This is a genomic window from Marinicella gelatinilytica (assembly GCF_026410405.1).
Taxonomy (GTDB): Bacteria; Pseudomonadota; Gammaproteobacteria; order Xanthomonadales; family Marinicellaceae; genus Marinicella; species Marinicella gelatinilytica.
The window spans coordinates 72,607-92,594 of sequence record NZ_JAPMLN010000012.1 but is presented as its reverse complement, the minus strand read 5'-3'; the positions used below and the strand labels follow the sequence as shown (position 1 = coordinate 92,594).

Sequence of the window (19,988 nt, the reverse complement as noted above, 5' to 3'; positions counted from 1 at the left end):
TCATGACGACAATTCTGTTTGGCACTTCAGGAAAAATAAGGCTCAGACTCTTTCCAGGTCTGAGCCATTAGGGTTTAATTGATAACCTTTTCCATAAAAACAGCGTCCATTGAACTGCCATTACTTAACAGTTGTTTGGCTTCCTCAATTTTTTTGTAACCCATACTTTTATAGAATGAAATTGAGTTGATTGAAGCTTTGAGGTGTAGTTTGTCGACCGCTTTTTTGTTAGCGAATCGCTCAATTCTATTTAACAATCGCGTTCCTATGCCGATACCTGCGTGTTTGGGGTCAACGTACAATGATCTGATGCATTGCTCAGCGATCAAGTATATGGCTACACCCAATACTTTACTTTTTTTATTGGTGGCCACAAAACAACGAACGTTGTCATTTTTAATAAAAGCAGCCAACCATTGAATTCTTTCACTGTTTGGTTTAGGTGACCAGGCAGATAAGATCTGTTTGGTATAATCATCTTTAGGTATGGATTGAACCGCTTTAAATTGAACGGTTATCATGTCTTTGGCATCTTTAGACCTCGCGGCCCGGTATTCTATTTTATTTGTCATATCTATTTATACTAGCACATTGGCAAGCCGGTTTGGGATATTAATTAAAATAGTTCGTTTAGTCCTGATCAATCTATTGAGTCGAATACAGCTTTCAAACACACCTAAAATAAAAAAATATGTGAAATAACATGGGAATAACATGCGACAGGCACTTGATTACTTCATTAAATCCTTAGTTAGACCCCATTAATTCACACAAGTAAATAAGCCACGACGATGGCCAGACTAACGACAGTTATCCAGCCATACATTATGATTTTCCAGAGCAGTGACACGCCTTTTAATTCCATATAATCACGAATAATCATGACGCCTTTGGTAAGCGCAACAACCATTAAAATCAGCATAATGACCGTGTCATTAGCGTCTATGTAACTTAAGCCATAGGTCAATAAGGTCAGCAGGACCAGCATCAGCCAGACGGTATGTATATTGTAAATTTTATTCATTTTGTCACCTGATCACATAGATTAATGGAAACATGATGATCCAGACTAAATCGACCATATGCCAATAAGAACCTGCGGTTTCCATGGCATGGGTTTGGTTCGCGTTGTAATGTCCTTTCTGGGTTTTTAAGGCCACCACAAATAAAATCATCAGCCCTAAAATGACATGAAAATAATGAAACAGGGTCAATAAAAAATAAAACATATAAAACGTATTGGTGCCGATGTCGATGCCGGCAGACATTTTGTCATGAAATTCTAAGGTTTTAATCAGGATGAAGAGTGAACCGGAAGCGATTGCTGCATATAAATAACGGCTGCTTTTTTTGGTTGTGTTGTTTTTCAAAGCATGGATTGCCATGACAACGAAGTAACTGGCCGTAATCAGTAAAATCGTATTGATGGCACCCGTCTCACGGTTTAAAGTGAGCTGAGAGTCGTTGAACATGTCAACGTTATTAATTCGAACGACTGCGTAAGCAATGAAAAATATGCCAAACACCAACAGTTCAGCAAAGATGATAATCCACATGGCTAAGTCGCCGGGTATTGGTTTGGGGTATTTTTTCATGAGGAAATTAACTCAAAATAAGGCCAGGTTGGGGTATTCAAAACTTTAATAATTGATGTATTGTAATTGATTTAAAGCAACAAACATCAGCAAGTCATTAATCTCATAGGATATAGCTGACGTCAATAATGGTAAATAATATCGAACAGGCGTTATATAATAAATATTTTTTATCAGCTGGGCTGTATTTAGATTGGGTCTAAAGTGATTGTTTACAGTGTTATCTCTGTCGGCTTACTATATAATCCGCGAACTTTTCTAACCACTGCTCAAAACACTAAGCGAGCAGGTATCAATTAAATATCATGCCGAAATCTAATATGTCGCAAACCAACTCCCCACAACGCTTTGATGATTTGGGTTTATCCGCAGAGGTTCTTCAAGCCGTTAAAGAAAGTGGCTATGAGCAGCCTTCACCGATTCAGGCGGCCAGTATTCCGCCGATATTGGCGGGGGAAGATGTGCTGGGACAGGCGCAGACAGGGACCGGTAAAACCGCGGCCTTTGCTTTGCCGATTTTGTCGAATTTGGATGCAAACGCAAAAGGTGTGCAGGTGCTGGTGTTAACGCCGACGCGGGAGTTGGCAATTCAGGTGGCAGAAGCATTTCAGACCTATGCGCGTCATATTAAAGGTTTTCATGTGCTGCCGATTTACGGTGGCCAGAGTTACGACATTCAATTAAAGCAGCTAAAACGCGGTGTTCAGGTTGTGGTGGGTACACCGGGCCGGGTGATGGATCATATGCGGCGGAAAACCTTGAAGCTGGATCATCTGCGGACTTTGGTGTTGGATGAGGCGGATGAAATGTTGCGCATGGGTTTTATTGATGATGTCGATTGGATTTTAAGCCACACACCAAAAGATCGCCAAATTGCCTTGTTTTCAGCGACCATGCCGAAGCAGGTTAAAAAAGTCGCGGTGAACCATTTGCATCAGCCGGTTGATATTAAAATTGAAACCAAAACCACCACCGCCAAGAACATCAATCAACGCTATTGGATGGTCAGTGGCTTGAAAAAACTGGATGCCTTGACGCGGGTGTTAGAGGTCGAGGATTTTGACGGGGTGCTGATTTTCGTCAGAACTAAAATGGCCACTGAAGAACTGGCTGAAAAACTGCAGGCGCGCGGGTTTTCTGCGGAAGCCTTAAATGGCGACATGGTGCAGAAGCAACGTGAACGTTTGGTGTCGAAATTAAAAAGTGGGGCCATCGATATCCTGATTGGTACTGATGTGGTGGCGCGTGGACTGGATGTTGAACGGATCAGCCATGTCATCAATTACGACATTCCCTATGACATTGAGTCGTATGTACATCGGATTGGTCGCACCGGACGCGCCGGTCGTTCCGGTGAAGCGATTTTGTTTATCACCAAACGTGAACAGCGGATGTTGCGGATGATTGAAAAAGCCACCAAACAACCCATTCAGACCATGAATATGCCATCGGTGGATGACATCAATGTCAATCGCATGCGACGCTTTAAGAATCAAATCAGCGAGACGCTGGCGGCCAAAGATTTATCAATTTATCAACAGCTGGTGGATGAATTTGAGTCGGAAACTGACTATGACCCAAACCAAATTGCCGCGGCCTTGGCCTATATGATTCACGGTGACAAAGGTCTGTTATTGACCGAGAGTAAAAGTGAAGGGCATGAGCGCAACAAAGGTGTTAAAACCGGCTTTAATCATGACGCGGATCGCGTTAAATCACCCCGCCGCAGCCGCGGCAACACCGGCCATGATGACATTGACCCAACACCGGTACCATTACTTGAGCATCCTGAGATTGAAATGGAGCGCTTTCAGGTTTCAGTCGGCCGCGAGCAGGGTGTTAAACCCAGTAATATCGTAGGCATGATTTGTAATGAAGCGGAATTGGATCGTGAATACATCGGCCAGATTGATATCTATGATCAAATCACCACCGTCGATCTCCCGGCAGATATGCCCAAAGAAATCATGAACATCCTGTGGAATGCCCGTTTATGCGGACGCAAAAGCGAAATCAAGAAACTCGGTGCTTCATCAGGACGACCCAAAGGTCCTAAAGGCCCTAAAGGAGAACACGATAACGATAAGCCGAGCAAACGCAAATCCAAAGACCGTAAAAGCGAAAAAGATAAATCAGCCAACCGCAAGCCTCGCAGCAAAGCCAAACGAAAAGATGGTAAAAAGCCGGGCAGGAAGCCGAAGAAGTAAAAAAAGAAACACACCCCTCAATCCCCTCTCGAGAGGGGAGGTTTTGTAATAATTTATTCTCCCCTCTTGAGAGGGGGGTTAGGGGGTGTGTAAAATCGTTAAAAAAACCGCAGTTAACATGCGAAAGATTATTCCCTATAACCCAAAATTAAAAGAATTAGCCAGGCAGTTGAGGAATCAATCGACGAAATCTGAAATCAAATTATGGCAGTTTTTGAAAGGTAAACAGCTTAAGGGTTATCGATTCATCAGGCAAAAACCGTTACTTAATTACATCGTTGATTTTTATTGCTATGAATTGAAGTTGGTTATTGAGCTTGATGGTTATACGCATGATTTTGAAGAGGGTCAAAATAGGGATATTCAGAAACAGAAGGCATTAGAGGATGTTGGTTTAATGGTTGTTCGTTTTACAGATAAAGACGTGATGGATAATAGTGAGGGCGTCGTGACTCATCTAAAACGTGTTATTGATGGGATAGAGGAAAACCGGTTCTAAAAACATACACCTAAAGGGCATATATTGTTGTACTTTATGACATCCATGCCAACAGCCCTTCGGGTTGCTTCGCATGGTAAAACGGCAGTCCTGCCGTTGCCTTAATGGCCTACTGTTGGTGATCAGACAATCTATGCATTCCTTGCGTCCTTGTAAATCAATTTAGGTGTACAGCGATAGCAGGATGCGGTAACACCCGTCGTTCCCCTCTCGAGAGAGGAGGTTTTATTGGATCGATATTCAGGTTATATTTTCGAATTTTACGTGGTGTTTTGAAACTAATCAGGAGTAGTCACGCCAAATTCGTTTAGCTAAAAAATGGTCGGAATTTTGATTGTCTGAATATCTGGATAATTTTTGTAAACCCACTCAGGTTTTTACAAAATAGGGCTAGCCTGACATAGCGTCAGTCCTTAGTCGATAAAAGCCCTTTAAGTCGTCTGTGGGTGTAGAAGTAAGCTAACACAGCGCTGGAAAGCACAATCACGACAATGGACCAGAAAATGGCCTGTAAGCCATAATCCATAACTTCAATAAGCAGGTAAAATGCGATGATTGGTAGGATCATCTGCCGTAAGATTCCGATAACCAGTGGGAACATCGGTTGTTTAATGGCCTGTAAACTTGCGTTTGAGCAAAATAGCATGGTGTAGCCGTAAAAGGCAAAGGCATCGACGCGCAAATAATAGACGCCCACGGCAATTATTTCCGGGTTGTCGGTAAATTGATCCATCATCAAGGGTGATAAGAAGATCATGATGGGGATAAAGATGACAGAGACCAATAAAGCTAATTTTAGAGATTTTCTGTATATCTCATTGACCCGGTTGTATTTGCCTGCGCCGTAGTTTTGTCCGATTAATGCCATGACCGAGGCATTTAAACCCAATGCCGGCATTAATAGTAATTGCTCAAGCCGAATTCCGACCGAATAACCGGCGACCGGATTGTCACCAAATTGTGAGATAAAATAAATCGTAATATAGCCACCGATAATAATGGTCAGCATGTTCATGCTGGCGGGCATGATTTGCGCCAGTAATTGTTTCCAGTGACTGAAATCGTAGCCAGGTTTTGCATAGTGACCGGTTTCTGATTTAAGTTCTTTCCAGAGGTAGGCCGCTGATCCTAATTTGATGAATACCGTGGACCAGGCCAAACCGGCAACGCCAAAATCAAAGACAAAGATAAATAAGGGATTTAACAGCCAGTTAGCAACAAAACCGATCACCAGTACATTGCGGTAACTGGTGGTATTACCGTGGGCAATTAAAGCACCTGCAAAGGCGCTGGTGAGGTTAAAAAAGACATTGCCAAACAGTATTACTGAAGTGTAATCCCAGGCTTTATCAATAATCGCCTGGTCTTGGCTTAAGAATTTAAGTAAGTCTTTAGCGAACCATAAGCCAAGGACTAAAATCAGTAATGATAAAAACCAGGTTATGCCATGGGAATAATTAATCCAGTGCCGGACTTTTTCAGGTTTCTTGGTGCCTAAATCAGCCGCCACCATCGCAGATGTGCCACTTTGTAAACCCATGCCCAACGCTAAAAATGCCGCGAACACGATGCTGGCAATGGCCAGGCCCGATAAGGCATCATCCGAAATTCGCCCGGCGAACCAATTATCCGTGAGGTTATATAAGGTATTGAACAACATGCCCAAAGCCGCCGGAATACCGATACGGATCATGTGTTTATAAATCGAACCTCGGGTTAAATCACGTTGTTCAGCAGATTCAGATAACATCGCTTCTGATAAAAAGACAATTCGAGATTGTAGCAGACTATCGGCTGGGGATTGGGTGAATTATGTGGGCTTGAAAATAGATTGTTCTTTTGACTATTCGTCGGCTTTGACTAAGTCAGTTAATTAGTAAGAATGATAATTCCATGTGTGATTGTTAATATCACATATATTTACATTGTTGGTATTCGTTAATCCATTTCATTGGACCTTTTACCGGACATTTATATGAAACGTGATGTGGCCAATATTATCTTTATAGGAACACAGGCTTCAATAAAAATGGCAAAAATTATTTTAGTGGTTTTATTGATCAGAGATATCGGTATACAATGCAGCTCAAAAAAAGAGGTAAAATAAATGAAAATCAAACAGCAAATTCTTAAACCCACACTGTTAATGTCAGCTTTGGGTCTTGCCATGTCGCATTCTGTGATGGCATCTGAGTTAAAAGACCAACTGATTATTAAGTATAAAGATTCTGATATCTCATACATTCAACAAAGTGACAATAACATTAATCACCTCAGTGTCTTAACAGGTGTGTCCTTGATGCATCATCGTTATATGTACAATGATGCACAGGTGGTTAAATTGGATAAAGATTACTCTGACAAAGAGTTACAAGATATTTTAGCAAAAATAAAACAAGACAGTTCCGTTGAATATGTAGAAGAAGACAAGCGTTTATATCGATTTGCAACGGCCGATGATAGTTATTATGAAGATCAATGGCATTATTATGAAGCTGTTGGCGGTATTAATTTAGAAGCCGGATGGGATGTATCAACCGGTTTAGGTGTCACCGTTGCTGTGATTGATACCGGATATCGTCCTCATGTTGATTTGAATGCGAATATCGTTGGCGGCTATGACATGATGAGTGATGTATTCATGGCGAACGATGGAGATGGTCGAGATGCCGATGCCAGTGATCCCGGTGATTGGATGAGCGCCGGTGAATGTGGAAACGGTTATCCGCCTCAGAATCAAAACTCATCATGGCATGGAACCCATGTGGCCGGTACCATTTCAGCAGTTACCAATAACAATCAAGGTGTGGCCGGTATTGCCTATGATGCCAAAGTAGTACCAGTTCGTGTACTGGGTAAATGTGGTGGTCTTATGTCAGATATCGCTGATGCCATGGTCTGGGCTTCCGGTGGTACTGTGACCGGTGTACCGAATAATGCTAACCCGGCACAAGTTTTAAACTTAAGTCTTGGTGGTCAAGGTAGTTGTTCTAGCACTTCACAAAACGCCATTGATGCTGCTGTGGCCAATGGTTCCGTGGTGGTGGTTGCTTCTGGTAATTCCAATGCCAACGTATCCGGTTATAATCCGGGCAATTGTGATAATGTGATTTCCGTGGCTGCGACCGATCGCAATGCCAATCGTGCTTCTTATTCTAATTATGGCGCATTAATTGATATTGCTGCACCGGGTGGCGGTGGTGGTAATGGTGTGCTTTCGACACTCAATTCAGGCACCTCCGCTCCGGGAAATGATAACTATGCTTTCTATCAAGGAACTTCTATGGCGGCGCCACACGTGGCCGGTGTAGCGGGTTTAATGTACAGTGTTAATCCGGCTTTGACACCGGCTGAGGTTGAGGCGGCCATAAAAGTTTCTGCACGCAGCTTTCCCAGTGGGTCTTCCTGTAGCACCTCAAATTGTGGCGATGGATTATTGGATGCGGCAGCGGCTTTGGCTGTAATCAATGTGGGACCACAATTAACTGCCAATAGCACCAATCTAGAAGTCTGTAGCAATCAATCGTCGATTGATTATGTACTGAACCTGACCGATTTTACCGGTTCCACCAATATGTCAGTCAGTGGTTGTCCAAGTGCTGCGGCGTGTAACTTTTCAGTGAATCCGGTGGTCAGTCCGGCCAATACAACCAATCTAACAGTTGGCAATATTCAAAGTGTGACTGCAGGTCAATATAACCTGACCGCCACGGGTACAGACAGTGTTAATAGCAGTGAAACTGATGATGAGGCCTTAACGCTTTCAGTTCTCAATTTTCCGGCGATGCCAGGATTGAATAGTCCGGCTGATGACAGTTATGCAGGTAGTTTTAGCCCGACTTTAAGTTGGAGTTCAAATTTCGGTACTGACTTTTTGATTGAAGTGGACGATGATCCCGGGTTTGGCAGTGTTGATTTTTCAGGTAACACCTCAAATGGTGTCACAGAGGTTACCACCAGTCAATTAAACCCGGAATCCTGTTATTACTGGCGCGTCACGCCGAGTAATGTTTGTGGTAATGGCAGTACTTCTTTATCACGTCGTTTTTATACCGGAACTGGTCAGAACACCGGCGAAATTCCGAGTACAGATGTGCCTAAAGCTATTATCGATAACTCTTCTAATATTTCTACATTAAATATCAGCGGTGTTGGTGTTTTAAGTGACGTTAATGTGCTTAATCTGAGTGGAACTCATCCATGGATGGCAGATGTAGAAATTGAGTTAACCTCTCCTGAAGGCACTACGGTGAAAATCATGACATCCAGTTGTGGTAGTTCAGATAATTTTGATTTGAATTTTGATGATGAGGCAACACCGGGTAATTGGCCATGTCCGCCCACTGATGGTGGTACCTATCAACCCAGTAATCTACTGAGTGCCTTTGATGGTGAAAATGCCGATGGTACATGGATCTTGACAGTTTATGATATTGAGGACTTATTAGGGGGTAATTTAATCAGTTGGGGACTTGAGTTTGAATCTTTTGCCGATACCGGTAACCATTGTGCTGTTGCCAATGTGGATCCAACGGCCGTGAATGACACCGTCACCTTGACGGAAGATGATCCGGCGACCATGCTGAATGTTCTGGCAAATGACACTGATCCTGATGGTGGTCAGATGGATATTATGGGTGTGACGCAAGGTTCACATGGTACGGTGGTGAACCAAACCAGCTCAGTAACCTATGCACCGAATGCAGATTTCTGTGGCTCTGATTCCTTTACATATACCTTAAATGGTGGTTCCACAGCCACAGTCAATGTAACGGTTAATTGTGTTAATGATCAGCCCAGCATGACCGCCAATAAAGCCGTCTATATGCCTTTAGATTTAGTGGCTAATCCAGCTTCACAGACAGTTGTTTGTCAAATGGATATGGGCAATGTTCCAGAAAATAATAGCCAGCAAGTGAATGATATGCTGGTGAACATCGATGCAGATCCCAATGGTGTCTTAACATCTGTTGATGTGGATAATTCGGGGCAGATGAGCTATGTCTTTACCGGGCAATCCGGTCAAGCGCTGGTTTCTGTTTCAATGCAGGATAATGGAGGTACGGCCAATGGTGGTAACGATACCACCGAGCCTCACAGCATAACAATCCATGTGCATGACTATCTGTTTTTAGATGGTTTTGATAAACAGGCTTGCGAGTAAATCGTAATGATAAACCTGACAACGGTTGGGTTTATCTGGTAACAAAAAAAGCCCGGGTCGTGACCCGGGCTTTTAGTTTTACTTAAACCTAAATTCGTTTAGGCGATTTGTTTTTTATCGTCTTTGACGGCTTCAGGTTTTTGCTCAATGGTTTGACGACCACGGCCATTGCTGATTTCAATGGTGCGTGGCTTCATTGCTTCCGGAATTTCGCGTTCCAGTTCAATGTGCAATAAGCCATTGTCCATGCTGGCGCCTTTGACGCGTACATGATCAGCTAACTGAAAGCGGCGTTCAAAAGTCCGTGTGGCGATACCACGGTGGATGAATTTTTTATCCTTATCTTCACGTTCAGACTCAATTTTACCGCTGACAGTCAGGGTGTTTTGTTCTGATGTAATGTCTAAATCCTGCTCGCTAAAACCGGCTAAGGCCAAAGTGATGCGATAGTTGTTTTCATCCAAATGCTCGATGTTGTAGGGCGGATAACTGGGGGTTTGATCAATGCGATTAGCCTGATCTAACAGTTGTGCCATACGGTCAAAACCAATTGAAGTACGAAATAATGGGGTTAAATCAAAATTCATAATGTATTCTCCTATTAAGCAATACGTTAAGTTTAAAATGACTTGCCAAATGGCCAAGTCGGGTTCAACGGTTTGATGCCGAGATCGGCCACCAAACTCATAAGCTATATAGGTTTGATTTGGTTTATTTCAAGAGGAAATCAGCAAAAATTCCGGCAAATAAGGTCATACCAACCCAATTATTATGCAAAAAGGCCTTAAAGCAGCGTTCTTCATTACGTCCGGCGATTAATAATTGTTGATAAGCGAATAACCAGACGATAATAATCACCGCCAGATAGTACAGTCCACCCATGTCGGTCTGTTGCCCAAATAGGTAAAATGCCATAATGGTCAGTAGTTGAATAATACCAATAATGACTTTGTCCAGGTCCCCAAATAATATAGCCGTGGATTTGATGCCTATTTTTAGGTCATCCTTGCGGTCGACCATGGCATAAATGGTGTCATAGGCGATGGTCCATAAAATATTTGCCACAAACAACAACCAAGCCTCTTTGGGCACGGTGCCTGTTATTTGGGCGTAGACCATGGGAATTGGAAAAGAAAAGGCGACACCTAAATAAGCCTGTGGTAAATAGGTATAGCGTTTCATGAGCGGATAGGTCATGGCGATAGCTGCCGCTGCTAACGCCAAATAAAAAGTCAGTAGATTGAGGAACAGCAATAAAGAGGCGGATAGAGCGAGTAAAACAAAAAATAGTATCCAGGCTTGTTTTACAGATACTTCTTTAATGGCCAAAGGCCGCTGACGGGTGCGGCTGACATGGCCATCATACTTGCGGTCGGCAATGTCATTAATAACACAACCGGCCGAGCGCATCAAAAACACACCCAAAGTAAAAATCAACCACAAAGAAAACGGTGGCATACCCTCAGCGGCACTCCACAAGGCCCACCAGGCCGGCCATAATAACAGCAAAGTCCCAATCGGCCGATCCGCCCGCATCAGACGCAGATAAGGAACGGCCTGAGGCCAGTGTTTTTCAATCAGTTTAAGCATGGCGGTATTGTAAACCAATGCCTTAATTAGTTCATTTGATTTAAATATTTAAAAGCACCTATTTTATTTAACCGCAGAGGTCACAGCGGTTTTTACAAAAGGCATAAACTATTCATTTAATTGATTTTTATATTTACACTCAAAGACGCTGGTGCCAAACCCCCGGCTTTCTGCTGTTGTGCATAACAGCAACAATAAAAACAGATTTATTGTGGCTTGATAGATAACCGAATACGGGAATTTTGATAAAATGTATCTTTGAAAGTCCTTTTGAAAAAAGGGCCATGTTTGTGGCATGTCGGAAATAACTGCGTAGGCTGATTCTAATTCTCGAATAAAATCATCACCAAGACCAAGTGCTTGTTTTTGATACCATTGATAAGAGACCTTTGCATAATTCTGGGTTATTGTAAAAATGATTGAAATTCTGAAGATCAAGGAAGGAAACGCAAGTAATAGCAAGGCTATTGCTAAGTTTTCTGACGCAGAGATTCAGGGTTTCAGACATTTTTACTTAATTCACGATTTATGCAAAGGTCTCGATAGAAAGCTTGTATATCTTCAGAAACCTGAGGATGGAATTTCAATTCTAACAAGTGCTAGCCCTTAACTTGTTGTTTAATTTCTTGCCGTGTCATAGCTGTAACAGCACCTGAACGTAGTTCTTTTATGCGCTTTTCTGCTAATTGAAACCAGGCATTATCCACACCGTCATCTTGCTCAGTTTCCAGAGATGAAATCAGACAATGGGCCAGTAAGGCGCGTTCACTGCTATTTAGTTTTTTTGTATCTTCTAAAGCTTTTTGGATACTCATAATGTCAGCTCAATACGTCTTGTTCTATTATTTTGCCACAAAGATCACAAAGATTTTCACACAGGCATTAAGCCTAATATTTATCTTTTTATCTTTGAGAACTTTGTGATTCCTTAGTGTTCTCTGTGGTTAATAGTTACTTTAAAAGCTGCTTTCCAAAGCCCATCAAGTGGATTGTATTGATGCCTGGGATAATCAAGAAGGTCAGTGTTCTTTGCTTGGAACCACAGTGGTTAATATGACTTCAGTGAAACCAACTGAATTCAGGTTCTTTGAAAATTATAAATTTAAATTTATGATATAAAATTATTGGACTATTGACCTTAAATATTCAGGGTTTGTGTTTAATAGATACTTATTGCGTAGGTATCCTAATTCATCACAAATGCCATTAAGTAATAATTAATCGATGTTTAAAATTAAAGATAAGATAATTTATAAAGAACCTCAATTTATTATGAAGCGCTACGGTGTTGATCGATTGAGGGTCGTGGAGAGAGATTTAGTTAATCGAATTGGATTTGCATTTATAATTTTAATTAACTTATTTATGATGTTTTTATCTATGTCTCATTCGGGCATAGCAAATGTTTTTAGTCATTGGGTTTTTGTAACAGCTTGTGTTATGGGAGCTATCCTGCTTTTTTATGCTTTACGTTTAGGTTATATTGAATTTAATAACACCACACAAAGCGTCATTAAAAAAAGGTATCAGTATAAGTTTTTGTCGGCCAGAAAAATCCCCTATGCTGAAATTAGTCATTTTAATTTAAACTTCAATGAATCTGCGACTGATTCTGGCGAGCTGTTTACCAAGTATTTCTTTAAGCTAAGGCTGAAAGATGGTAGTCTCGTGCCATTATTAAATGTTACTAATGATAGGAAATGAAAAAAAATACAGGCTTGGATTAAAGGCCATTTAGAGTTTGAAACTGAGATCACAGAAAAGAAACTTAAGCTCCGGAAAAAACTATTTAATTTTGGCCAAAGAAAATGAAAAGAGGCCAAATGACTGATTTTAATTACAGTATTTTGTCACGGCTTGTTGTGCCCGTTGAATGATTTGCTCTCTTTTAAAGTCATCTAAATAGATGGTTTCACCGGTTTCTCGATCAATGCGGCTCATGCGGACTTGTTGTTGATATTTGGTGACGGCATGTTTGGCATCTAAACAGCGTTCTCTGTTTTTATTGGCCTGTTGCTGTGCTTTTTGTTTTTTCTCGCGTCGTTGTTCCAGATAACTTTTTTCTTCCGTCTCTTGCGAATTTTCTGGTTCCGCTTTTTCTGAGGTTTCACTTAACACCGGTTGCCTTGTGCTGATGTCCAATTCATCTGTCTGATTATTTTCGGGTTTTTCTGTGGAATAATGAATGCTGCCGTTTTCATCAGTCCATTTATAATATTTTTGCTTGGCAAAAGCCATATTTGAAATCAGTAGTGCGATTAAAAGGGTGGCTGCTTTAGTCATTTAAGATTCCTTTTTAGAAAAGAGAATTCCATTTGCTTGCGCAAAGGATTACTTGCAAGTAATACTTTAAACTGAGTTTGAAAATAAATAAACAAGTAAGTTATTTAAATATACTTTTTTTTGCTCTGCTTAACAGTATTGAGCAAGTATGTAAATATGATACGATATTGATGGATGGTTAAAAATATCTGCTGGAGAGATTAAATGAATAAGATTGGGTATTTGATGGCTTTATGCCTCTTATCAAGCTGCAGCTCTCAAGCGGTGTATAACAATATTCAGATAAACAATCGAACTGACTGCAGCCAAGGACCGCCTTCTGAATTTGAAGAGTGTTTTAAACGAACTCAAAAATCTTTTGAAGAATATGAACAAGAACGTAAAGCAGATAAATCACGATGAGTAATTGGTATAAATGGCTAACAAAGTAGAACCAAAAACACTGGCCGAACTGGAGAAAATGCATACCGGCACATTAATGACTCGGCGCAAAGCGTTGCTCAAATGTGACGAGTCTTTTGAGGTGTCCAATCAAACCAAACCATCGAACTCCGGAATGATTGAATTCAAAAATACCCCTGAGTGGAAAAAAGCTTATCAAGATCTTAAGACAGTTCTGGATACCCGAGAAAACCTACCTAATAAACAACAACGAAAAGCCATGCGCCAAGCGAAAGCCAAGGCCAGAAAGTAGCGGTGGCGCCACAACGGTAAGCGCCATAATTAGCAAGGTGATCATTAAACGAAACACGTGTATAAAAAATAGGGATTAATGAATGAGGAAAAAAACTAAAAACCAGTCACCAAAAATTAGAGCACTGAATGCCATCTATGCCAGTGTTTTACTGTTCTCTGTTATCTATATTTTAGTGGCCGGTGTAAAAGCTGTTGCTTTAGGCGCCATCGCAGTTTCACTGGTGGGCGCAGCCACGCCGGTTGTGTTGGCTGGTGAAGGTGTTTTCGATATTTTGTCTGGTATCTTAGAAGCTATATTTAGCGGTTTTATGGTGATTATCGAAGGGATAGCTGACATCATTTCCGGCTTTTTTGGGTAATTTAACTATAGCGTCCGGTACAAAGAGTCGAGAATTACGAGGCCGAGCACTACGAAATCATGGGGACATTCATAACTAATGCATATATAATAAATATCTATGTGCAAGAGAATAAAAGGTAACCGTTTATGAATACAGCAAAAGATGATGTTAAGTCGATTTTAAATAAACTTCCCGACGATTGCTCACTTGAAGATGTTCAATACCATCTGTATGTGGTAGATAAAATTAAAAAAGGCATTAATCGGGCTGAGAATGAAGGTTCTTTTAGTCAGGATGAAGTTGAGAAAAGATTAAGTCAGTGGACCACATAGTAAGGTGGTCGCCTGAAGCAGTAGAGGATATTGAGGCAATTACTGAGTATATCGCCAGAGATTCAGAGTACTATGCTCGAAGTATTGTCACTGAAATATTATCTGTATCACGGCACATTGCGGAGTTTCCCCACATCGGTCGCTGTGTTCCCGAATTGAGCGATGAAAATATACGAGAACGATTTATCCATAACTACCGTTTGATTTATCGAATTGAGACAGAATGTATTTTAATTGCCAGTGTGATTCACGGAAAGAGACTGCTTGAAAATGTTGAAGATCGGTTTGAATAAAATACAGAGAATTTGTGTCGTTTATTTTTCCCAAAGAATGTGAGTTAAAAATAATAAATTTAGATAAATGAAAGATAAATTATTTGAAAAATGGACAAAGATTTATTGGATCTTAATGACTATATATCTAATAGTAGGTGTGTCATTAGCATTTATTTGGGAGGAAGAGAAATCTTTAGAGTATGCAGCAGTTCTGATAGGTTACGGGATTATTTCGATCGATTTTTATGGCTTGATTATTTATGGAATTTTATCCATTCCAGTGTTGTTGTACATTAAATTTAAACGACACGATAAATAATATTTTCAAATACTTGTGTCCATAAGCTAAAGTAATTTTTTATATGCAGATGTGTTTTAAGTATTATATCTAATATGATTAAGCTAAAACTAAAGGATGAAATAATACTTAGTATTAGTATTATTAGTGCAACCACATTACTAATATATGGCAACCTTTCAACTGCTGGTGTTATTGGCATGAGTGTTTCCATCTTTTCAGTTATATTTATTTATTTTGTTTCAGAGTTTTTTGAATTCACAGTATCAAAAGAGCTTAAGAATATGTTGAGGGAGATGCCGGAGAATCAGAGAGAAGGCTATCTTAAAAAACAAGGGCTTACTGGAAAGGAAATTAATGAGATACTGAAATTAGTGAATAAGTAAAATCAATCACAGACTGGCTGAGTTATTTCATAGTCTCCGGAACATGGGAATGAGAAAAAAAATACGCTAATTAATTTTGAGCTTGTGCAGTTGGTTATTTTTTTCAATTATTTGTGAAATGACCTATCTCCGCATACAATAAATCTTTTAAAAATCACATGTCATGTATGCTTCATTTAGCTCTATACGAACCTGAGATTCCGCCGAATACGGGGAATATTATTCGCTTGTGTGCCAATACCGGGGTGCGGTTGCATTTGATTCATCCTTTGGGTTTTGCTATGGAGACCAAGGCGCTCCGGCGGGCGGGTTTGGATTATCGTGAGTGGGCGCAGGTTCGGGAGCATGATGACTTTAAGTCTTTTATGCAAGACACTGATTTTAATCAGATTTATGCGCTGACTACCAAGGCTAAAGACTATTCGCATGAAGTGGCTTATGCGGACAATGATTGTTTGTTATTGGGACCGGAGACCCGGGGTTTGCCGGAGGCTGTTCGGGGGCATGATTTGATTTATCCGGTGCGGATTCCGATGCGGGCTGATTCTCGAAGTTTGAATTTATCCAATACCGCGGCCATTGTTTTGTATCAAGCTTTAGGGCAATTGGGTTTTGAGGGTTTGCTGTAGTGATTCAGCGCCGGACTTGGCTTCGCAGCGGGCTGTTAATCATTATATGTCTTATTTTTGTGGTTGGCTGGGCACTTTGCTCAGGAACTGAAACATCTGAAGGTACAATGAAAAATACTGAATATGTGACTTTTTATCCGAGCTACGGTTACCAAAATGATGGTCTGTGGCGCATACCTTTGCGGGTGTGGGTGCACAAGCATGGTTGTTGGGGCGGTAAGCAATTATCGAAAATCGCCAAAAGGGTGGTTAAAAACAAAGCCGGTTTAGATGAGCTGCAAGAAGATCAGATTAAGATGTTTCGCTTTCGCTTTCGTGATTTCGTGGCCGACAGTCAATCTTTTGAGGCCATCTTTTTAACCTTTGATAATGATCCGCACAATGAGATTTTTCGCTTAAAGTCGCTCGATGGTGATAAACGCACGGATTTTAACGGCTTATTATTTGGCGAATTAAGCTTGTCATTTGAGCGTGCTAAGGAATTATTGGCGGCGCAGCAATCTAAAAATGGCTGGTTACGGTTTAGTGCCACCGGTAAAGATCACCTGGGCGAAGGAGGTATTCGCTTGATTAAGCCCCATGGTGATTCGGTCATTTCTGATATTGATGACACAGTGAAAATCACAGAAATCACCGAAGGCGAGGCGGTGGTGATGATGAATACCTTTTTTAAACCGTTTCAGGCGGTGCCGCAAATGAAAGCCCTGTACCAGACGTTTGATGAGGATGTGGCTTTGCATTATGTGTCCGGTGGTCCGTGGCAAATGTATCGACCTTTGGCTGATTTTTTGTTTAAAACCGTTGGCTTTCCGCCGGGCAGTATACACATGAAAAATGTCCGTTTGCACTTACTGGAAGGTGAGACTTACGGTGACTTCTACCGTTTAATTAAACTTGGTTCAAAGGCCTCTGAACAACAGAAAATACGGCAAATCACTGAGATATTAAATCATTTCCCGCATCGCATGTTTACCTTGATTGGTGATTCGGGTGAACATGACCCGGAAGTGTTTAAGCACATCAGAAAAACATTTCCCGGTCAGATAAAAGAAATAATCATTCGTGATGTCAGCCCGGACAATGATGATAAGGCCAATCGTTTTGAAGGGATGCGGGTTATCGATGCCGAGGTTAATTTAGATTAGGTTTTATTGCCATGTAACTGGTTAAAAACGTCTGTCGCCAATTTTTCGCTGATACCCTGGACTTTTTGGATGTCGTCAATGCCGGCCTGTTTTAGGCCTTGAATACCGCCAAAATGTTTCAGTAGGATGTTGCGTCTGGATTTGCCGATACCCGGAATGTCTTCTAACACGGATGTTTTTCTGGATTTTTTAAAAGCCTTGCGGTGACTTTTAATGGCGAAGCGATGGGCTTCATCCCGGATATGCTGCATCATTAAGGACAATAGATCATGGGGTCTCGGTGTAATAAACCGGCCGGTTTCGGGGATATAAATCCGTTCATTGCCGGCAGTGCGGTTTTCGTCTTTGGTAACGCCGATGATGCGAATCGAATCAATGTCCTGTTCCTTTAATATTTGCACCGCTTGGTTCACTTGGCCCTTGCCGCCGTCAATAATAAAGGCAGCAGGAAACGGCATGTCTCGTTTTTTAAGGCTGTTGATGCGTTTTTCAATGACTTGTGACATGGCGGCGTAATCATCGCCACCCTGAATGCCGGAAATAATGTATTGGCGATAGCTGTCTTTTACCGCGCCTTGGGCATCGAATACCACGCACGAGGCGCGGGTGTGTTCGCCCATTTGATGGCTGATATCAAAACATTCAATGCGTTCCGGTGTCTTTTCAAATCCCAATTCTGTTTGCCATAAATCCCATTTTTTCTGCCAAGTGGCGTATTTGTTGACCTGCACTTGTAAAGCGTTGTCCATGTTGTCAGTGGTTTGTTTCAGCAGTTTTAACTGTTGGCCCCGGGGCTTGGCGGTAATAAAGACTTTTTTACCTTTTATGACGCTGAGCAATTCCGCTAAATCAGTTTTATCGGCGGGCTCAAGATTGCATATTAAGCGATTGGGTAAAATGTCCTGGTCATAATATTGGCTTATAAAATCATGTAATAACTCAGGCAGTGATGTGCCCTTTGGGGTCTCGGGAAAATGATTGCGATTGCCTAAAAACTGACCATTTCTGACAGTTCCTACGGTAACAATGTACAAGCCGGCCTCTTGTCCCACAGCCAGAATATCCATCTGATCGGTGAGCCCAGTTTCCACGGCTTGGTGCGACTGGATGCTGCGAATGGCTTTAATTTGATCGCGCACTTCAGCGGCTTGTTCATAGTGTTGATGAGCAGATGCCTGTTCCATTTCCTTAACTAAACTGTCAACAACCTGTGATGATTTGCCTTCAATAAAGTCAATGGTGTAATTGATTTGTTTTTGGTAATCTTGTTTTGAGACTAAATCCACGCAGGGTGCTGTGCAGCGATTTATCTGATGTTGCAAACAGGGCCTGGAACGGTTGCTGTAAAAGCTGTTGGTGCATTGCCTTACTTTAAACACCTTTTGTAAGAAATTCAGGGCGTAGCGTACTGATGGTGAACTGGGGTAGGGGCCAAAATAACGACCGGCACGTTTTTTCTTGCCGCGGGCATAGGTAATGCGCGGGAATTCATCCTCACCAATAGAAATGTAAATATATGGGTAACTTTTACCGTCTTTTAAAAGAATGTTGTATTTCGGTTTATGTTTTTTAATCAGCTGATTTTCTAAGATTAAGGCATCACCTTCAGATTGGGTGATGTGGTAACGCATATTCGCTATTTGGCTGACCAAAGCCATGGTCTTGTTATCTTTAGCGGTGCCGTTGAAGTAGCTGCTGACCCGGTTTTTTAAGGAGCGGGCTTTGCCCACATAGAGGATGGTGTTGTCCGCATCATACATTTGATAGACACCGGGTAGGCCGGGTAAATCACGTATAAAGTCTTTGGCATTGAAATCTTTATTGGCTGTCATAGTCAGCCATGGCTTTTTGATAGCGATGAACCAATGCGTGCCAATGTTCAGCGTAATGTCGAGCGCAACTGCGTCCGGTCTCTTTTTCGATGGAGCGTTTTAAACGGGCGATATTGGCTTGGGGCCAATTTTTTTGGTGTGGCATACGTTGACCTTTATCAAAGTCAATAAGGTGGATGGTGTTGTCATCAATCAATAAATTATGAGCGTTCAAATCAGCATGATTAATTCCGGCAACATGAAAACTGGCAATGACCTGGCCAATCTGTGCCCACAAATCAGGTTTGGTATTTGTGGACACTAATTTTTTTGCAAAAGTTGTTTTATGTTGGATATATTGGGTAATAAGGTCGTTGGTGTAGAATAAGCCGGTTTTTTTGACCCGAACCGCGATGGGTTTTGGGCAAGGTAAACCTCTTTTGTACATGTATTGCAGTAAATTAAACTCGCTGACAGCTCGGGTGTTTTGCAGACCGCTCCAGAAATACTTATCACGACTTATCCTGGCGTATAACCCACCTCGATAGTAATGTTTTAAAACCCATTTACCGAGATCGGATTTTATAATCCATACCGAGCCACGGCCGGAGTATGTACCTAATAGTCGTCCCTGTCTGGACCAATATTGAGCATCGAACCAGTTTTCATTCGGCTTTGAATTAAGGTCATCGTGATACAAAAACCAGTGGTTTTTTATTTTAATGGGGTGCAAAGCT

The 19,988-nt window shown here is 41.4% G+C and carries 24 protein-coding genes; 14 read left to right on the top strand and 10 right to left on the bottom strand.

The window, feature by feature from the left end:
• Positions 1–74: 74 nt before the first annotated feature.
• From OS173_RS09075 to OS173_RS09065, 3 genes are all read right to left on the bottom strand, one after another.
• Complete coding sequence (locus OS173_RS09075) at positions 75–572, bottom strand: GNAT family N-acetyltransferase (RefSeq protein ID WP_267183964.1); 498 nt, start codon at positions 570–572, stop codon at positions 75–77.
• Between the two features lie 194 nt (positions 573–766).
• A complete protein-coding gene (locus OS173_RS09070; protein ID WP_267183963.1) occupies positions 767–1,024 on the bottom strand; it encodes a cytochrome C oxidase subunit IV family protein in 258 nt (85 codons plus the stop codon).
• Positions 1,025–1,028: 4 nt separating this feature from the next.
• A complete protein-coding gene (locus tag OS173_RS09065) occupies positions 1,029–1,595 on the bottom strand; it encodes a cytochrome c oxidase subunit 3 family protein (RefSeq protein WP_267183962.1) in 567 nt (188 codons plus the stop codon).
• A gap of 320 nt (positions 1,596–1,915) precedes the next feature.
• Between OS173_RS09065 and OS173_RS09060 the strand changes: the two genes are divergently transcribed.
• Positions 1,916–3,802, top strand: a complete 1,887-nt coding sequence (locus tag OS173_RS09060; RefSeq protein ID WP_456085712.1) for a DEAD/DEAH box helicase — start codon at positions 1,916–1,918, stop codon at positions 3,800–3,802.
• Positions 3,803–3,920: 118 nt separating this feature from the next.
• Complete coding sequence (locus OS173_RS09055) at positions 3,921–4,301, top strand: endonuclease domain-containing protein (RefSeq protein ID WP_267183960.1); 381 nt, start codon at positions 3,921–3,923, stop codon at positions 4,299–4,301.
• Positions 4,302–4,707: 406 nt separating this feature from the next.
• Here OS173_RS09055 and OS173_RS09050 read toward each other — a convergent pair whose 3' ends face one another.
• Positions 4,708–6,051 (bottom strand): MATE family efflux transporter, encoded by a 1,344-nt coding sequence (locus OS173_RS09050; RefSeq protein ID WP_267183959.1) that lies wholly within the window; start codon positions 6,049–6,051, stop codon positions 4,708–4,710.
• Positions 6,052–6,276: 225 nt separating this feature from the next.
• Between OS173_RS09050 and OS173_RS09045 the strand changes: the two genes are divergently transcribed.
• Both OS173_RS09045 and OS173_RS09040 read left to right on the top strand, forming a co-directional pair.
• Entirely contained in the window at positions 6,277–6,408 is a 132-nt protein-coding gene (locus OS173_RS09045; protein WP_267183958.1) for a hypothetical protein, read from the top strand.
• On the top strand, positions 6,409–9,465 hold the full coding sequence (locus OS173_RS09040) for a S8 family serine peptidase (protein ID WP_267183957.1): 3,057 nt from the start codon (positions 6,409–6,411) through the stop codon (positions 9,463–9,465).
• Positions 9,466–9,563: 98 nt separating this feature from the next.
• Here the strand turns inward: OS173_RS09040 and OS173_RS09035 are convergent, their stop codons facing one another.
• The 3 genes from OS173_RS09035 to OS173_RS09025 form a co-directional block, all read right to left on the bottom strand.
• Complete coding sequence (locus OS173_RS09035) at positions 9,564–10,052, bottom strand: Hsp20 family protein (RefSeq protein WP_407659816.1); 489 nt, start codon at positions 10,050–10,052, stop codon at positions 9,564–9,566.
• 124 nt (positions 10,053–10,176) lie between these two features.
• Positions 10,177–11,055, bottom strand: a complete 879-nt coding sequence (ubiA, locus tag OS173_RS09030; protein WP_267183956.1) for a 4-hydroxybenzoate octaprenyltransferase — start codon at positions 11,053–11,055, stop codon at positions 10,177–10,179.
• Between the two features lie 599 nt (positions 11,056–11,654).
• Positions 11,655–11,870, bottom strand: coding sequence for an addiction module protein (locus tag OS173_RS09025; protein WP_267183955.1), 216 nt, complete (start codon positions 11,868–11,870; stop codon positions 11,655–11,657).
• A 409-nt stretch (positions 11,871–12,279) separates the two neighbouring features.
• Here OS173_RS09025 and OS173_RS09020 point away from each other — a divergent pair, with 409 nt between their 5' ends.
• A complete protein-coding gene (locus OS173_RS09020; RefSeq protein ID WP_267183954.1) occupies positions 12,280–12,759 on the top strand; it encodes a hypothetical protein in 480 nt (159 codons plus the stop codon).
• A 129-nt stretch (positions 12,760–12,888) separates the two neighbouring features.
• On the opposite strand, the gene OS173_RS09015 is transcribed toward OS173_RS09020, so the two are convergent.
• Positions 12,889–13,338, bottom strand: coding sequence for a DUF4124 domain-containing protein (locus tag OS173_RS09015; RefSeq protein ID WP_267183953.1), 450 nt, complete (start codon positions 13,336–13,338; stop codon positions 12,889–12,891).
• Between the two features lie 204 nt (positions 13,339–13,542).
• Between OS173_RS09015 and OS173_RS09010 the strand changes: the two genes are divergently transcribed.
• From OS173_RS09010 to OS173_RS08975, 9 genes are all read left to right on the top strand, one after another.
• Positions 13,543–13,740, top strand: coding sequence for a hypothetical protein (locus tag OS173_RS09010; protein ID WP_267183952.1), 198 nt, complete (start codon positions 13,543–13,545; stop codon positions 13,738–13,740).
• A 13-nt stretch (positions 13,741–13,753) separates the two neighbouring features.
• Positions 13,754–14,032, top strand: a complete 279-nt coding sequence (locus OS173_RS09005) for a hypothetical protein (protein ID WP_267183951.1) — start codon at positions 13,754–13,756, stop codon at positions 14,030–14,032.
• Positions 14,033–14,114: 82 nt separating this feature from the next.
• A complete protein-coding gene (locus OS173_RS09000; RefSeq protein WP_267183950.1) occupies positions 14,115–14,393 on the top strand; it encodes a hypothetical protein in 279 nt (92 codons plus the stop codon).
• Positions 14,394–14,521: 128 nt separating this feature from the next.
• Positions 14,522–14,707 carry a hypothetical protein gene (locus OS173_RS08995; RefSeq protein WP_267183949.1) on the top strand — a complete coding sequence of 62 codons (186 nt, stop codon included), beginning with the start codon at positions 14,522–14,524 and terminating at the stop codon, positions 14,705–14,707.
• Entirely contained in the window at positions 14,695–15,000 is a 306-nt protein-coding gene (locus OS173_RS13410; protein WP_407659815.1) for a type II toxin-antitoxin system RelE/ParE family toxin, read from the top strand. The genes OS173_RS08995 and OS173_RS13410 overlap by 13 nt, the downstream gene beginning before the upstream one ends.
• A gap of 67 nt (positions 15,001–15,067) precedes the next feature.
• Positions 15,068–15,301: a hypothetical protein gene (locus OS173_RS08990; RefSeq protein ID WP_267183948.1), complete on the top strand. Its 234-nt coding sequence runs from the start codon at positions 15,068–15,070 to the stop codon at positions 15,299–15,301.
• 74 nt (positions 15,302–15,375) lie between these two features.
• Positions 15,376–15,666 (top strand): hypothetical protein, encoded by a 291-nt coding sequence (locus OS173_RS08985; RefSeq protein WP_267183947.1) that lies wholly within the window; start codon positions 15,376–15,378, stop codon positions 15,664–15,666.
• 167 nt (positions 15,667–15,833) lie between these two features.
• Positions 15,834–16,295 (top strand): tRNA (cytidine(34)-2'-O)-methyltransferase, encoded by a 462-nt coding sequence (locus tag OS173_RS08980; RefSeq protein WP_267183946.1) that lies wholly within the window; start codon positions 15,834–15,836, stop codon positions 16,293–16,295.
• A 107-nt stretch (positions 16,296–16,402) separates the two neighbouring features.
• Positions 16,403–17,440 carry a phosphatidate phosphatase App1 family protein gene (locus OS173_RS08975; RefSeq protein WP_267183945.1) on the top strand — a complete coding sequence of 346 codons (1,038 nt, stop codon included), beginning with the start codon at positions 16,403–16,405 and terminating at the stop codon, positions 17,438–17,440.
• Here OS173_RS08975 and uvrC read toward each other — a convergent pair.
• Both uvrC and OS173_RS08965 read right to left on the bottom strand, forming a co-directional pair.
• Positions 17,437–19,272 (bottom strand): excinuclease ABC subunit UvrC, encoded by a 1,836-nt coding sequence (gene uvrC, locus OS173_RS08970; protein WP_267183944.1) that lies wholly within the window; start codon positions 19,270–19,272, stop codon positions 17,437–17,439. The two genes, OS173_RS08975 and uvrC, sit on opposite strands and share 4 nt — an antisense overlap.
• Entirely contained in the window at positions 19,259–19,984 is a 726-nt protein-coding gene (locus tag OS173_RS08965) for a 3-deoxy-D-manno-octulosonic acid kinase (RefSeq protein WP_267183943.1), read from the bottom strand. Before OS173_RS08965 ends, uvrC begins: the two co-directional genes overlap by 14 nt.
• Positions 19,985–19,988 lie beyond the last annotated feature (4 nt).

Excerpts from the sequence above, each read along its gene's own strand:
- OS173_RS09060 (WP_456085712.1), top strand. The coding sequence starts at position 1,916 with ATGTCGCAAACCAACTCCCCACAACGCTTTGATGATTTGGGTTTATCC.
- OS173_RS09075 (WP_267183964.1), bottom strand. The coding sequence starts at position 572 with ATGACAAATAAAATAGAATACCGGGCCGCGAGGTCTAAAGATGCCAAA.
- OS173_RS08995 (WP_267183949.1), top strand. The coding sequence starts at position 14,522 with ATGAATACAGCAAAAGATGATGTTAAGTCGATTTTAAATAAACTTCCC.
- OS173_RS09050 (WP_267183959.1), bottom strand. The coding sequence starts at position 6,051 with ATGTTATCTGAATCTGCTGAACAACGTGATTTAACCCGAGGTTCGATT.
- uvrC (WP_267183944.1), bottom strand. The coding sequence starts at position 19,272 with ATGACAGCCAATAAAGATTTCAATGCCAAAGACTTTATACGTGATTTA.
- OS173_RS09015 (WP_267183953.1), bottom strand. The coding sequence starts at position 13,338 with ATGACTAAAGCAGCCACCCTTTTAATCGCACTACTGATTTCAAATATG.
- OS173_RS09040 (WP_267183957.1), top strand. The coding sequence starts at position 6,409 with ATGAAAATCAAACAGCAAATTCTTAAACCCACACTGTTAATGTCAGCT.
- OS173_RS09025 (WP_267183955.1), bottom strand. The coding sequence starts at position 11,870 with ATGAGTATCCAAAAAGCTTTAGAAGATACAAAAAAACTAAATAGCAGT.
- OS173_RS09005 (WP_267183951.1), top strand. The coding sequence starts at position 13,754 with ATGGCTAACAAAGTAGAACCAAAAACACTGGCCGAACTGGAGAAAATG.
- OS173_RS08990 (WP_267183948.1), top strand. The coding sequence starts at position 15,068 with ATGAAAGATAAATTATTTGAAAAATGGACAAAGATTTATTGGATCTTA.
- OS173_RS09035 (WP_407659816.1), bottom strand. The coding sequence starts at position 10,052 with ATGAATTTTGATTTAACCCCATTATTTCGTACTTCAATTGGTTTTGAC.
- OS173_RS09070 (WP_267183963.1), bottom strand. The coding sequence starts at position 1,024 with ATGAATAAAATTTACAATATACATACCGTCTGGCTGATGCTGGTCCTG.
- OS173_RS08985 (WP_267183947.1), top strand. The coding sequence starts at position 15,376 with ATGATTAAGCTAAAACTAAAGGATGAAATAATACTTAGTATTAGTATT.
- OS173_RS09010 (WP_267183952.1), top strand. The coding sequence starts at position 13,543 with ATGAATAAGATTGGGTATTTGATGGCTTTATGCCTCTTATCAAGCTGC.
- OS173_RS09055 (WP_267183960.1), top strand. The coding sequence starts at position 3,921 with ATGCGAAAGATTATTCCCTATAACCCAAAATTAAAAGAATTAGCCAGG.
- OS173_RS09065 (WP_267183962.1), bottom strand. The coding sequence starts at position 1,595 with ATGAAAAAATACCCCAAACCAATACCCGGCGACTTAGCCATGTGGATT.
- OS173_RS09045 (WP_267183958.1), top strand. The coding sequence starts at position 6,277 with ATGAAACGTGATGTGGCCAATATTATCTTTATAGGAACACAGGCTTCA.
- OS173_RS08975 (WP_267183945.1), top strand. The coding sequence starts at position 16,403 with ATGAAAAATACTGAATATGTGACTTTTTATCCGAGCTACGGTTACCAA.
- OS173_RS08980 (WP_267183946.1), top strand. The coding sequence starts at position 15,834 with ATGCTTCATTTAGCTCTATACGAACCTGAGATTCCGCCGAATACGGGG.
- ubiA (WP_267183956.1), bottom strand. The coding sequence starts at position 11,055 with ATGCTTAAACTGATTGAAAAACACTGGCCTCAGGCCGTTCCTTATCTG.
- OS173_RS09020 (WP_267183954.1), top strand. The coding sequence starts at position 12,280 with ATGTTTAAAATTAAAGATAAGATAATTTATAAAGAACCTCAATTTATT.
- OS173_RS09000 (WP_267183950.1), top strand. The coding sequence starts at position 14,115 with ATGAGGAAAAAAACTAAAAACCAGTCACCAAAAATTAGAGCACTGAAT.